Annotated in this window: 10 protein-coding genes and 1 pseudogene; 5 read left to right on the top strand and 6 right to left on the bottom strand. The window is 39.7% G+C overall.

The features are described 5' to 3' along the window. Both ACR2F3_RS06040 and ACR2F3_RS06045 read left to right on the top strand, forming a co-directional pair. Nucleotides 1-451 (top strand): annotated as a pseudogene (locus ACR2F3_RS06040) (aminotransferase class I/II-fold pyridoxal phosphate-dependent enzyme); the annotation flags it as partial. Between the two features lie 250 nt (nucleotides 452-701). After that, a complete protein-coding gene (locus ACR2F3_RS06045; RefSeq protein WP_432709078.1) occupies nucleotides 702-890 on the top strand; it encodes a histone H1 in 189 nt (62 codons plus the stop codon). A gap of 162 nt (nucleotides 891-1,052) precedes the next feature. Here ACR2F3_RS06045 and dapA read toward each other — a convergent pair whose 3' ends face one another. From dapA to ACR2F3_RS06060, 3 genes are read right to left on the bottom strand one after another with little or no spacing between them, the layout of a single operon-like run. Beyond that, complete coding sequence (gene dapA / locus ACR2F3_RS06050) at nucleotides 1,053-1,931, bottom strand: 4-hydroxy-tetrahydrodipicolinate synthase (protein ID WP_432709079.1); 879 nt, start codon at nucleotides 1,929-1,931, stop codon at nucleotides 1,053-1,055. 9 nt (nucleotides 1,932-1,940) lie between these two features. Next, nucleotides 1,941-3,953, bottom strand: a complete 2,013-nt coding sequence (gene ligA / locus ACR2F3_RS06055) for an NAD-dependent DNA ligase LigA (protein ID WP_432709080.1) — start codon at nucleotides 3,951-3,953, stop codon at nucleotides 1,941-1,943. Nucleotides 3,954-3,986: 33 nt separating this feature from the next. Next, nucleotides 3,987-4,679, bottom strand: a complete 693-nt coding sequence (locus ACR2F3_RS06060) for an ACP phosphodiesterase (protein ID WP_432709081.1) — start codon at nucleotides 4,677-4,679, stop codon at nucleotides 3,987-3,989. A gap of 111 nt (nucleotides 4,680-4,790) precedes the next feature. On the opposite strand from ACR2F3_RS06060, the gene tyrS reads away from it, so the two are divergent. Next, entirely contained in the window at nucleotides 4,791-6,083 is a 1,293-nt protein-coding gene (tyrS, locus tag ACR2F3_RS06065; protein ID WP_432709082.1) for a tyrosine--tRNA ligase, read from the top strand. A gap of 87 nt (nucleotides 6,084-6,170) precedes the next feature. Beyond that, on the top strand, nucleotides 6,171-8,609 hold the full coding sequence (locus ACR2F3_RS06070; RefSeq protein ID WP_432709083.1) for a DUF5916 domain-containing protein: 2,439 nt from the start codon (nucleotides 6,171-6,173) through the stop codon (nucleotides 8,607-8,609). A 4-nt stretch (nucleotides 8,610-8,613) separates the two neighbouring features. Here the strand turns inward: ACR2F3_RS06070 and ACR2F3_RS06075 are convergent, their stop codons facing one another. Genes ACR2F3_RS06075 through ACR2F3_RS06085 form a run of 3 tightly spaced genes read right to left on the bottom strand, consistent with a single transcriptional unit; the run spans nucleotide 8,614 to nucleotide 12,455 of the window. Further along, entirely contained in the window at nucleotides 8,614-9,594 is a 981-nt protein-coding gene (locus tag ACR2F3_RS06075) for an acyl transferase (protein ID WP_432709084.1), read from the bottom strand. 28 nt (nucleotides 9,595-9,622) lie between these two features. After that, nucleotides 9,623-10,021 carry a hypothetical protein gene (locus tag ACR2F3_RS06080; RefSeq protein ID WP_432709085.1) on the bottom strand — a complete coding sequence of 133 codons (399 nt, stop codon included), beginning with the start codon at nucleotides 10,019-10,021 and terminating at the stop codon, nucleotides 9,623-9,625. Nucleotide 10,022: 1 nt separating this feature from the next. Further along, a complete protein-coding gene (locus tag ACR2F3_RS06085) occupies nucleotides 10,023-12,455 on the bottom strand; it encodes a penicillin acylase family protein (protein ID WP_432709086.1) in 2,433 nt (810 codons plus the stop codon). Between the two features lie 144 nt (nucleotides 12,456-12,599). On the opposite strand from ACR2F3_RS06085, the gene ACR2F3_RS06090 reads away from it, so the two are divergent. After that, on the top strand, nucleotides 12,600-14,058 hold a 1,459-nt coding region (locus ACR2F3_RS06090; protein ID WP_432709087.1), incomplete at its 3' end, for a carboxypeptidase-like regulatory domain-containing protein.

The following is a 14,058-nucleotide window of genomic DNA, read 5'->3' on the forward strand; positions in this document are numbered from 1 at the left end:
CAATTTCTTTCGATACAATATGCGTTCACAAACCTTCGCCAAGGCTTTACCTATGCCCATGGTAATTGGCTTGCTTAAACGTTTGGAATTGCTTAAAGGAAAGCCAGAACTTAGAGAAAATCTTTGGAAGATTGCTACCGCACTACAGACGGGTTTAAAATCTCGTGGATTTGATATTGGCATTACAGACACTGTAGTAACACCGGTGTTTTTAAAAGGGGAACTGCTTGAAGCCACGGCACTAACAATGGATCTCCGCGAAAACTACAGTATTTTTTGCTCCATAGTGGTATATCCTGTTATCCCTAAAGGTTTGATTGAGTTGAGATTAATTCCAACTGCAGTGCATACCTTAACTGATGTTGAGCGTACTTTAGAGGCTTTTAGCGCAATTTCTGAACGCTTGAATAGTGGTTATTATAAAGAAAATAAATCTGAGGTACAGGCTTAGGTTATGTATCATTAAAACGCCCTTCAAACATGTTTGAAGGGCGTTTTTTCGTTATGGCTTATAATTAAGTGCTTGGAAATTAAATGAATAGTGTAAAAATTTGCTTGTTGTGATGTGAATAACCTTGGTTTTGTTGAAAAAAAGTACTCTAAAGGCGTTTTTTTATTAGCTTAAAAATTTTTTTATTAAAATAAACATCCTACTTTAGTAATAGTATTAACCAAACTCTAAAACCCTAAAGAATTTTAAAATGGCAAAGATCGAGAAATTCAATGAATTAAAAGACTTAATCAATGGTCTGGAAGCAGATGCTGACAAGTTTTACAACAAATCAAACAGTGCTGCTGGTACCCGTGTAAGAAAAGGGTTACAAGATGTTAAAAACCTTGCCCAAGAGATCCGTTTAGAAATTCAGGCCGCTAAAAACAAAGAAGCTTAGTAACCGCATGTTTCATAAAAAAAGACCGTCTTTTAATGATGGTCTTTTTTTATGTTTTATCGATTTGGATTTCGCTTAAATACTTCTTTTCTAGACACAGTTCCACCATTCATCGTTTGCGGTTCAACAGAAGTCTTTGTATCAGAATATCCTGAGTGAATACTAACTTAAGCTTTTTACTTGTTCAATAATTTGCGCTTGCAATCCAGGTGATACTTGTACTAATGGTAACCTCACTGTATCGCCGCAAACCCCTAAGTGTTTTAGTGCCGCTTTAACACCTGCTGGGTTTCCTTCAGCAAAAAGCATTTTAGTCAATTCTACCATACTTAGGTGTGAGGGAGCTGCAGCGGTGTAATCACCTTGTAAACATAACCTGATCATATTTGAGAATTTCTGAGGTAACGCATTACCAATCACAGAAATTACTCCCACAGCACCCATGGCAATCATTGGTAGTGCAGCTGGGTCATCACCCGAGATTAAGAGAAAATCAGCAGGTTTATCACGTAGAATTTCATTAAACTGATCAAAATTAGCTGATGCTTCTTTGATAGCGATAATGTTGTCAAATTCTGTGGCTAAGCGGCAGGTGGTTGCAGCGGTCATATTACTGGCTGTCCTTCCAGGTACATTGTATAGAATTATTGGTAATGCACTAGCTTCACTAACCGCTTTATAGTGCTGGAAAATCCCCTCTTGTGTTGGTTTATTGTAATATGGGCTTGCCGAAAGGATAGCTTCATAACCCTCGGTTTTAAAGGCTTTAACTTCCGATACTAGTTCAGCCGTATTGTTGCCTCCCAAACCTGCCACTAATGGAACCCTACCATTGTTAATTTCTGCTGTGTAAGCCCAAATCTTCTTCTTTTCTTCCTTATTGAGTGTTGATGCTTCGCCTGTTGTACCTAATGACACTAAGTATTCTACCTGTCCATCAATCTGGTAGTTAATCAGGTTTTTTAACCCTTCATAATCTACTGATCCATCTGCATTAAAAGGTGTAACAAGTGCTACACCGGTTCCATGGAATTTTTTCATTTTAAATTTTTATTTCAACATCTCTAATAAATCATCCGCTGTGAGCAGAGGAATATTCAATTTTTTCGCTTTCTCCAATTTCGCAGGACCCATATTATCGCCAGCAACCAGGTAGTTTAATTTACCAGATATACTGCTTAATATCTTACCGCCGTTACGTTCAATCAGCTCTTTTAAGTCTTCTCTGTTGAATTGTTCGAAAACGCCCGAAATTACAAATGTTTTTCCAGTTAACTTATCACTTTCCAGTGTAATCGTAATTTCTTTTGCTGTAAATTGTAGTCCATATCCTTTTAACCGCTCAATTTGCTCGATATGTTCAGGTTTGCTGAAATATTCCCGGATACTTTCAGCGATTCGTTGGCCAATTTCGTCAATCGCAGTGAGTTCGTCTATACTTGACGTTGCCAGGCGATCTATATTGCCAACTCCATATGCAAGTTTACGTGCAACTGTTTCCCCTACATACCGAATGCCTAGGCCAAATAGCACTTTTTCAAAAGGCATTTGTTTGGATAACTCAATTCCGTTAAGCATTTTTTCAATGGATTTTTCGCCAAAACGCTCAAAGGTTTTTAAAATGTCTGCCTTGTCCTTTAGCGAATAAAGATCACTGATATGACGAATAATACCTCGTTGATAAAAGGTTTCTATAGTTTCGTCGCCCAGGCCATCAATGTTCATGGCTTTGCGGCTAATGAAGTGCTGTATTTTTCCTACAATCTGTGGCGGGCAACCCTCGTCATTTGGACAGTAATAGGCAACCTCGCCTTCTTTGCGGATTAAATTAGTGCTGCATTCTGGACATATCACTGGATATATGACAGGAAGTGCACCGATCTTTCTTTTAGCAAGGTTTACATTGATGATTTTTGGAATTATTTCTCCTCCTTTTTCCACAAGTACCGTGTCGCCAAGGTGTAGATCCAGACGTTCAATTTCGTTTGCATTATGTAGGGTAGCTCTTTTAACTGTCGTACCCGCTAACTGTACAGGTTTTAAATTGGCAACTGGCGTTACTGCCCCTGTACGGCCAACCTGGTAGGTTACTTTTTCTAATACAGTTTCCACCTCCTGTGCTTTATATTTGTATGAAATTGCCCAGCGTGGTGATTTGGCTGTAAATCCTAACTCCTCCTGTTGAGAATAACTGTTTACTTTAATAACGATACCATCAATATCATATGATAATTTATAGCGTTCATTCTCCCAGTGTTTAATATAGGCGAATACCTGATCCATAGAAGAAGCCAGTATATTGTGTTCGCTAATGTGAAATCCCCATGTTTTCAGGGTCTGCAGACTTTCCCAGTGTGTTTTGAATAAAGTTTTGTCAGTATGTAGTGAATATAAAAAACAATCAAGTGGCCGTTTTGCCACTTCTCTGGAGTCTTGCATTTTTACGGTGCCAGCCGCAAAATTTCGGGGATTCGCATAAGGAATTTCTCCAATTTCCTCACGTTCACGATTCAGTTTTTCGAAAGCAGCACGATGCATTAATATTTCCCCACGTATTTCAAAGATTTCAGGTGCACTGTGAGTTCTTAGGTGATGAGGGATATTATTAATTGTTTTCACATTACTGGTCACATCATCGCCTTTACTGCCATCGCCGCGTGTAACTGCACGAATAAGTTTATTGTTTTCATAAGTGAGACTAATTGATAAACCATCAAACTTAAGTTCACACACATATTCAAAGTTGTCGCCTAACGCTTTGCGCACCCGGTCGTCAAAATCGCGTAAGTCTTGTTCATTATACGTGTTACCCAAAGAAAGCATGGGCCACTTGTGTTTAACAGTTTTAAAGGTTTTGGTGATATCGCCGCCAACTTTTAAGGTTGGAGAGTCTGGATCTGCAAACTCAGGATATTCCTTTTCGAGCCGGGCCAGTTCTTCTAGTTTCTTGTCAAACTCATAGTCTGCAATGGTTGGCATTGCAAGCACATAATAATTGTACGTATGTTGGTTAAGTTCAATAACCAGCGCATCCATCGTGTCTTTAATAGAAGAATTTGGCATAAAGGCGAAGATACAAAATTCATTGAATCTTGTTTAACAGGATTGGATTCGCGTAGTTAAACTGCCCTCAATTTCCCTGAAAATATCGAGATAATCCTTTTCGATGGTCGCTTTATAAGTAATTAACCCGCTATTGAGTAACTGTAACTGGCCATCTGTAAATGGGTCATTCCAAAGCCGCATACAAATACGGTTCAGGGCATATGTGATATTTTCGATTTTTTGGTAACTTAATAAATATTTGCTGCTAATGAAGCCTTGGAGGAACTGAAGAAAATGATTAAGGTCTACAATGCCCGCTTTCGTTAAAAATGATTTCAATGACACATTGTTTGCTTGCTGAAGCTGTTCATAAAATCGGTTGATGTTAATAAGTCCGTGTATAGTGAGCAGGTGGTCCAACACCAATTCCAGCGCGATATGGGCTAAAAAGAAAGGTTTAACTGGACCAGAATGCATAGCCGGAAGGATGAATTGTTTGACTATTGCTGTTTGGGAATTAAAGAAAGCAGAACAGTGAAACAATCGGTCTACCTCTAGGTGCCTGTTCCAGCCCCATAAAATGGAGGATTCTTCAGGATCGTCCATAAATAAATGTTCTTCTTTCTGTGGGTTAAGATTCCAGTCTTTATGGGCGTTTTTAATGAAGTCTGGCAATACTATCCCAATGACCAGGTGGTTATCCAGTTCCTTTCTCTCGAAGTAATAATGGGATAAGAAGTTCATCGCATTAAAAATACTGAAAATGTTCCGAAAGTAAAGCTAACGGGTATTGAATTTAAAGCTAAAAGTGAAGTTCAACCAGCTTTTTATATCTTTGCCACAAAAGCAATAGAAATGACCAATTTTGTAGAGGAGTTACGTTGGAGAGGCATGTTACATGATATTATGCCTAATACCGAAGAGAAATTAAATGCAGGCATGACATCGGGTTATATTGGATTTGATCCAACAGCCGATTCCCTTCATGTAGGTCATTTAACCCAGATTATGACGTTAATTCATTTCCAGCGCGCAGGCCATAAGCCCTATGCATTAGTTGGAGGAGCTACCGGGATGGTTGGCGATCCATCTGGTAAATCCGCTGAACGTAACTTATTGACAACGGAGTCTATTGCGCACAATTTGTCTGGTATAAAAGCACAGCTGAGTAAGTTTTTAACTTTCGGAGAGACAAATAACGATGCAGTAATGGTGAATAATGCTGATTGGTTCGAGCACTTCAGTTTCCTTGACTTCATCAGGGATGTAGGTAAGCACATTACTGTAAATTATATGATGGCCAAAGACAGTGTAAAGAAACGTCTCGCCGGCGAAGGAGGTGCGGGTTTATCGTTCACTGAATTTAGTTACCAGCTTATTCAGGGATATGATTTTTACTACCTGTGGAAGAACTATAATTGTGTGGTGCAAATGGGCGGATCAGATCAGTGGGGAAACATTGTAACCGGTACAGAGCTGATACGCCGGATGGAAAGTGGAACTGCATATGCCCTTACCACCCAGCTTATTAAAAAAGCTGATGGTACTAAATTTGGAAAAACTGAAAGTGGCGCTGTTTGGCTGGATGAAACGAAAACATCTCCATATAAGTTTTACCAGTTCTGGTTGAATGCATCAGATGAAGATGTTAAAAAATGGATTAGAATTTTTACCTTAAAAACTAAGGAAGAAATTGAAGCATTGGAGGCTGAACATGATTTGGCGCCACATTTACGTGTGTTGCAGAAAGCGCTTGCTGAAGACATAACGGTGAGAACGCACTCAGAAGCAGCGTTGGAAACCGCCATTAAAACCTCTGAATTTTTATTCGGTAACGGGTCCTTGGCATTCTTTGCCACCTTATCTGATGAACAGGTAATGGAAATATTTGAGGGAATTCCCCAATATAAAATTGCTAAATCGGAACTCGCTGAGGGATTAGATGCGTCGACACTGCTGGCCGAAAAAACCAATGTTTTTTCTTCTAAAGGCGAAGCAAAAAAGTTGATTCAAGGCGGAGGGGTTTCTTTAAATAAAGAAAAAATAGCAACGCCAACCACAGTATTTACTACTGATAGCCTATTGAATCAAAAGTATCTGATTGTGCAAAAAGGGAAGAAGAATTATTTTCTGATAGTAGCGGAATAAGGATAGGGCCGAAAATACCTCTTTTTATTTTTTAGCCCAGCATGCAACATATCTGAGGAAAGCGTGTCTTAATGGAAATCCTACTTCATGAGAGCGCTCTTCTTTGCATTATTTCTGTTAACATGTTCCCTCACAGCGTACGCGCAACAAGACTATAAACTTCAAAAGAAAATAGCAGCACAGCGAATAACAACAAGTCCAAAGATAGACGGGTTATTAAATGATCCTCAATGGGAAGGGGTATCAATTGCTACGGGATTCATAGAAAATAATCCTACTCCAGGACGGGTAGAAACGGCCGAACGGCGTACTGAAGTTAAAATTATTTATGATGACCAGGCCGTATACGTTGCCGCACGGATGTATGCAAAACCCGATAGTGTAGCTCGTGAAATCATGACACGCGACCAAATTGGCAACTCTGATTTCTTTGGTATTTTCCTCGATCCATTTTTAGACCGTATTAATGGAAATGGATTCTTTGTTACCGCTTCTGGAACACAGTTTGACGCCAAGTATTCACAAGGTGGTAACGAAGATGCAAACTGGAATGCAGTTTGGGACAGTCAAGTGCGATTGGACGATTTAGGTTGGACTGTAGAAATGAAAATTCCTTATTCCGCTTTGCGTTTCTCTGGTAAAGATATCCAAGATTGGGGTTTAAATATGATTCGCAAAAGGGCGCTGGAGAATTCGCAAACGTTTTGGAATTTTGTAGATCCTAAAGTTAGCGGATTGATGAATCAAGCGGGTGTTTGGGAAGGCCTTAAAGCGATAAAAGCACCTTTACGCTTATCATTTTCCCCCTATGTTTCCGCTTATGCAAGTCATTTCCCTAATCAAGTTCCCGGGTTAAAAAACACCTCCACATCTTTTAACGGAGGGATGGATGTTAAATACGGAATTAATAACAGCTTTACGCTCGATATGACACTGATTCCTGATTTCGGACAGGTGCGTTCCGATAACCGTATTTTGAATTTAACACCTTTTGAGGTGAAATTTGATGAAAACCGCTCTTTTTTTACGGAGGGTACGGAGTTGTTTAATAAAGGAGATTTATTTTATTCACGAAGGATCGGAGCTTCACCTTCTTATTTTAAGGAAAACTCCAAACTCCTTTTACCTGGTGAAACCATAGTAGAATCGCCGCTAGAGAGTAAAGTGTTAAATGCGACCAAGATATCCGGTAGAACTGCGAAGGGCTTGGGAATAGGTATATTTAATGCCATTACTAATAAAATGTTTGCAATACTGGAAGACTCGCTTGGTAACCGACGGGAAATTGTAAGTCAGCCTCTCACAAATTATAACATATTTGTCCTGGATCAATCCTTAAAAAACAACAGTTTTGTGAGTTTAATTAACACGAATGTGTTAAGGCAAGGCAGTAGTCAGGACGCAAATGTGAGTGCTTTTTTATTTAACATCAACGACAAGAAGAACGCTTATTATGTAAGTGGTGCCGCAAAGATGAGTTATATAACGGGCGAAAACGGTGCTGAAAATAATCAAGGATACTATTATGATCTTGAAACGGGTAAAAAAAGTGGAAATTTTACCTGGAGTTATAACCAGACACTGGCCGATAGATTATTTGACCCTTCGGATATGGGTTTTTTTACCAATAATAATTTCTTTAACCAAACGGGCATTTTACATTATAACGTATATAAACCAGGTAAATGGTATAACACGATTCAGTCTTTTTTGTGGATGCAATATTCCAGAAAATATAAACCATCTGTTTATCAAAACTTCGCTGTTGAAATGGGGCCATACGTCCAATTTAAAAATCTTTGGTCGGCCGAGTTGATAGCCAATTGGAGGGCTTCCGGTAACGATTTCTATGAATCCAGAAATGGTGCGGTATATAAAGCACCACAAAGCTACGGATTACGGTTGTTTGTGAATCCAAACAGGGCTAAAGCCTATAATTTTGGTGGAAACGCTGGTTTCACCAAGCAATCCCTATTAGGCGGAAAGAGTTATGTATTTTACTTCTTTCAAAATTTGCGACTAAATGATAAGCTTAGTTTGGGGTTGGATCTGTTTTATGAACCCAGTTATAATTTCGTTGGTTGGGCTGGATTTAGTGGTGATGATGTGGTGTTCTCTAAATATGATAGAAACACCGTCGAAAATACTGCAGATTTTAAATACAGCTTTACAAACCGGATGGGTATCAATGCCCGGGTAAGGCATTATTGGTCAGACAGAAGAAATACAGCGTTTTACAACCTTATGTCTACCGGAGAATTATCCGATTACACAGGAAGTACATTAAAAGAGGTTGACCGCAACTACAATGTCTTTAACATCGATTTTATTTATACCTGGCAATTTGCCCCTGGAAGTGAATTGAGTGTCACCTACAAGGATGTTTCAGAAAGCAGCCAGAATTATTATACCAAACGCTACTTCAGTAACCTGGATAGAACATTATCCGGTCCTCAACATAATAGTATTTCTATTAAGGTGCTTTACTACATCGATTATCTGGACTTAAGGAGAAAGAAATCTTAAATGATTATTGCACTAATAAGTTACATCCCCGGATGTCAGCCTGATCGAAACGTCCCAGCACTTCAAAAGAGCCGTCTGCATAAACTCTGCCCAGGTCTTGAGTCGCCAGGAAGGAACAAGAATTTACGTTTCCAAGGTCGATGATATTTATACCTCCGGTTTGTTGGGTGCTAATCAGGCTTAACGGATCATTGGTGTCCCTTAATACAATTTTCATCCATGGGGGACAGTTAAAAATCCCTTCGCCATAAGAATAAGCCTGAGATAATAATTCGGTCATGCCGTACTCACTATGGATAGACGAAACCCCAAAACCCGCTTTTAACACCTGGTGCAGTTCTTCCCTAACCATTTCTTTACGTTTACCTTTCATACCACCGGTTTCCATAACAATCAGTTCCGGGTAATTCAGTTGATGAGCTTCTAAAAAGTCAAGTAGGGCATAGGTTACGCCAATAAGTACCGTCTTTTGTTGTTTGGCCTGCAATGTCTTTAAGGTTTGAAACAACTCTTCGTGGTTGTGAAGGAAATAGCCGCTGGAAGGATGCTGGCTCTGTGCAAGTAACGCATCGACCATGTAAATTAAAGAAGAACCTTCTCTTTCCAGATAGGATGGTAACAAGGCAAGCAAGCAGGTATCGGAGATATTACCATAAAATTGTTGAAAAGCCAGGTTAAAGCTATCTTCGTATATTTTAAGATCCGTAACCAGATGTTTGCTTTGAACCATCCCGGTTGTTCCAGAACTGCTGAATATGATTTCTGGCGTCCTTGTATCGGAAACGACCTCATGACTTTTAAAGAAGGCGATAGGTAGATATGGTATATCTTCCAGCGCTTTTACCTGGCTGGAATCTATGCCCAAATGATACAAGTAAGATCTGTACACGGCACAGTTCGCCGACTGGTGTTTAAAAATCGCTAATGCGTGTTTTTCAAACGTTTGTTCGTTTGCAATGGAAAAGATGGGATGATGTGCGTTCACCCTGCAAAAATACAGAACAAGATTTAGTTTATGCTTTACTTTTATAAACTCCTATCTTTTCATCATGATTAGCCGGTGATGTTTTGACTTGATCTGTCTGCAGGGCTTTGCGAAAATGGTAACCGCAAAAACCACTTATCGCGGCAACAAAACCACCTAGAATGCCTGTCAGAAACAAAATCAACAGCCATGATTTCACCATTAACATTTCTCCAACGCGGGTAGCCAGCACGTTATCATTAGGAATGGACTTAAACAAAGCCATACCCAACCATAGTAAAAATATAGCCATAAAAGGATGCCACAAAGCTGTTTTGCCATTCTTAGCCAGCAGCGCGCAGGTAGTAAAACTGATAAGTACCACAATCCACCATGGTGCAATGAGTTGTAGAAAAAAGGATAAAAGAAGAACGATCAGGAAAACCATATTATTTGTTGGTGATTTTTAGTTTAGATATTATTTTGGCCGAGGCATCTTTTGGCGATTGCAAGTAGTGTAGGTCGTAAAGCTCACCCTTAGCCCAGGTGGCAGTCATATTATCATAAAATGGACTTCCCGGGTTTCCTGATTGTCCACCAGGAAATACGCCATGACCTTTAGGAGTTTTTCCAAGTTCAATTACCATCCGCCAGCTTGGTCCATTACTTTCACTTAATGCATTTATAGTACTCCTTGCACCGCCAATCATTAAAGTTTTCGTTCCGAATCCAGGAATTTTCGCTAAATGTGGGATGTGCGTGCTTTTCACATTGGCCCAGTTCCACTTGTCGCCAATAGATCCGTATTTTCTTTCAAGACTGTCACAAGCGTACTTGAACGATTCATTCACTAATCCGGCAAGCGTTTCTTTCTGTTTGGTGTTTACGTTGTCAAACCACCTGGAACTTGGTTCTTTTAATATAAGTTGTATAGTACGATCACGTGATGGGTAACGCATCGGAACTTTCGTAATGGTAAATTCATCATCCCAGATGTTAAAGAACAATCGCTTAGACCATAAATCAAATACACTGGCCGCAATCTTGTCGGCCTCATAATATTTGTTCCACTTTTTAACCAGATCAAGGGCTTCTTTTTGCGTAGCATTTAATTGTGCAGAATCCACATATGGCATGATTCCCGGCAACAGGTTATCTGCAAAAATGCTATAACTATCCATCATCATCACTTTTATGGTGTCGGCGGTAACGTTAGACATGCCGCCTAGCAAATCATTAATACGTTTGCCACGTTCATAGGGGCTAAACTCCCAGTTGATATAATAGGGGTAACTAGTGTCTGTTGAACTTTGGTTTGCCGAACTCACAAAATTACGGGGTGGATTTTTAACAGTAGGATTATGGTCTGATGGAATCCAGCCTTGCCAATCACTCTTTGGATCTGTGCCATCCAGGATAAATTTACCTTGATTTTTCCATTTCAGAGGAAACTTGCCATTTGGCGTTATAGCGATATCATTGTCTACAGATGCAAAAGCAAAATTCTGTGCAGGTGCGGTATAATAGGTTAGCGCTCTACGGTAATCCTGATAGTTTTTTCCCCGGTTTAAATAATAGAATGTCATAAGTTCATTAGACCGGTCGTGCGCTATCCAGCGTAAGGCATGGCCTATTGGAACATTGTTGGCCATGTCTAATTTCTCCGGTTTTTGGAAGTAGACTACTGGTCCGTGATGCGTGTAAACAACAGTGTCTATATGCGTTTTTCCACCATTTATTTTAATCAATTCGAGTCTTCGGGTAGTCTTTTTCCATTGGTTGTCATGCCAATATTTGAGGTGTTTATCATCCTGAAATTTAATCTGATAATAGTCCAACACATCGGCAGCTACATTGGTTACGCCCCAGGCAATATGTTGATTAAATCCAATAGTAATTCCAGGAGCACCTGGTAAGGATACGCCGTAAGCATTTATACCTGGGGCATGCAATTGAATCTGGTACCAGATGGATGGCAAGGTTAAGTTTAAATGCGGATCGTTGGCGAGTATCGGAAAACCCGATGCGGTTTTTTCACCAGACAATGCCCAATTGTTGCTGCCAATACCATCTACCTTTTGTTTTGTCGCAGTATTGTTGGTCATTTGGTTGAAGCCCGGTGGTGCAGGAGGAATAGGTAAAGGTTTAAAATCCCACTTTGTACCTGCCGGAATTATTGGATCTTCGAGGGTAGGGTAATCTGGGAATAGGTTTTTAGTTATTTCAGGCCCAAACCTCTTCATGATGTTACTCATGTAAAACTCATCGGAGCCCATGGCAAGGACTGCTGACATCTGTTTAAGGAGTAGCGCGCACTTTAATGGTGTCCAATCTTCAGGAGTAAAGTCAAGAATTTTATACTCAATAGGGAAATTTGCTTTAGACAAGGAGTTGATATACGCATTAATGCCTTCTGTATATGCTAAAATCATTTCTTTTGATTTGGGGTCCTCCATCATGCCCTCAAGCGATTTCTCTGCACCAAACAACATCCCCATCCGTCGTTGATGCTGGTCGAGGGCAATAGCTTGTGCACCAACAACCTCCGACAAACGCCCTGCAGCAAAGCGGGTTTGAAAATCCATTTGCCATAAACGGTGCTTTGCGGTTATATAGCCCTGTGCATAATAAAGGTCATGGTCATTTTGAGCAAATATGTGAGGAATCATGCGGTCATCAAATACGATTTCGACATTTTCCTTAGTGCCTTTTAACACAACCTCTTCATTCTTTGGCGTAGATGTAGACTCTGCGTTTTCCCAGAATCCAGTAAATGGATTAAGAAAGCTAAGTATCGGAGGTGTTTGTCCGAATTTTGTATCAAATACATAAATTAATAATAACGGAATAAGGACACAAAAGATCGCTTTGGTTTTATTCATTTTAATAAGGCATAAATGAAAAGAGATGTGTGTTTTATGATAACAAGATATAAATTTTGTTTTAAAACTAATCAGACAAATACTATTTGCTTATTTTGATAATTGTATTAATTTTATAAGAACAAACCAAATTTAAATTAACGTATGATCAAAAAAATTACAAAATCAGTTATTGTTTTGGTGATGCTTGGTGTGACAATCTTATCTGCACAAGCCCAAAGCACAATTGTTAGTGGAACGGTTATCGACAAACTGACAAAGGAACCTATACCAGGTGTAGGTATAACTGTAAAAGGAACTACTGTGGGAACCGCTACAGATCAAAACGGACGATATACTTTCAGCACTAGCGAAAAGCTTCCTTTCACCATTGTGGTTTCCTACATTGGGCATACAACTCAGGAACGTGTAATTTCTGGTCATAACGCTCAGGCGGACTTTGAATTAGAAGGAACGGCTATTCTTGGCCAGGAAGTGGTAATTTCAGCTTCCAGAACTCCAGAGCGCATTCTGGAGTCACCGGTAACGATTGAACGAATGAGTGCAGCGACTATAAGGGAAACACCTGCCGCTTCTTTCTATGATGCTATTAACAACTTGAAAGGTGTGGAAATGAGTACACAAAGTTTAACGTTTAAATCTATTAATACCCGTGGATTTAACTCAAATGGAAATACCCGTTTCAATCAGTTTGTAGATGGTATGGATAACCAGGCCCCTGGTTTAAATTTCTCTGTTGGAAACATTGTTGGTTTGTCAGAACTGGATGTCGACAACGTGGAACTTTTGCCAGGTGCGTCATCAGCATTGTATGGTGCAGGTGGTATTAATGGAACCTTATTAATGACATCGAAAAATCCTTATGATTTCCAAGGCGTAAGTTTCCAATATAAAACCGGTATTAACCATGTGAATGATGATAATAGTTCGGTACAACCATTTAATCAAATGGATGTCCGCGTGGCAAAAGCATGGAATAATAAGTTTGCATTTAAAACTTCCTTCTCTTTCCTTCAGGCCAAAGACTGGTATGCCACTGACTATCGTAATTTTGACAGGACGGCAAGACAATTAAAAAGCGGTGACCGGAATACAGATCCAAATTACGACGGTGTGAACGTTTATGGTGATGAGATTAGTCAGAATATGATTAATGTGAGCCAGAATGTAGCCTCTCAAACTATTGCTGGTATTCTGGCCGCTACGGGTGGAACATTGAATATTCGTGATGTACTTGACAACGCCTTCCGTTTAGTGCCAGGTATACCTTCCGCAGCACAGCAGGCTGCATTTTTAGGCAATTTACCAGCCGCCCTACGTCCAACCGTACAGAATTACCTTCCATTTTATTTCGGTTTAAAATCTAACCTGATTCCTGATCAGTTTGTGTCAAGAACAGGTTATGCTGAACGCGACCTGGTGGATTACGATACTAAATCATTAAAAACTTCCACATCATTAAATTATCGGTTTTCTAAAACGCTGGAAGCTATCGCACAGGTGAACTGGGGAACGGGGACATCGGTTTACACTGGAACGGACCGTTATTCGCTGCGTAACTTCAGTATCGGTCAATATAAACTGGAACTAAAGGGACAGGATT

Source organism: Pedobacter sp., assembly GCF_045627485.1.
Lineage (GTDB): Bacteria > Bacteroidota > Bacteroidia > Sphingobacteriales > Sphingobacteriaceae > Pedobacter.

Excerpts from the sequence above, each read along its gene's own strand:
- dapA (WP_432709079.1), bottom strand. The coding sequence starts at position 1,931 with ATGAAAAAATTCCATGGAACCGGTGTAGCACTTGTTACACCTTTTAAT.
- ACR2F3_RS06045 (WP_432709078.1), top strand. The coding sequence starts at position 702 with ATGGCAAAGATCGAGAAATTCAATGAATTAAAAGACTTAATCAATGGT.
- ligA (WP_432709080.1), bottom strand. The coding sequence starts at position 3,953 with ATGCCAAATTCTTCTATTAAAGACACGATGGATGCGCTGGTTATTGAA.
- tyrS (WP_432709082.1), top strand. The coding sequence starts at position 4,791 with ATGACCAATTTTGTAGAGGAGTTACGTTGGAGAGGCATGTTACATGAT.
- ACR2F3_RS06080 (WP_432709085.1), bottom strand. The coding sequence starts at position 10,021 with ATGGTTTTCCTGATCGTTCTTCTTTTATCCTTTTTTCTACAACTCATT.
- ACR2F3_RS06060 (WP_432709081.1), bottom strand. The coding sequence starts at position 4,679 with ATGAACTTCTTATCCCATTATTACTTCGAGAGAAAGGAACTGGATAAC.
- ACR2F3_RS06070 (WP_432709083.1), top strand. The coding sequence starts at position 6,171 with ATGAGAGCGCTCTTCTTTGCATTATTTCTGTTAACATGTTCCCTCACA.
- ACR2F3_RS06085 (WP_432709086.1), bottom strand. The coding sequence starts at position 12,455 with ATGAATAAAACCAAAGCGATCTTTTGTGTCCTTATTCCGTTATTATTA.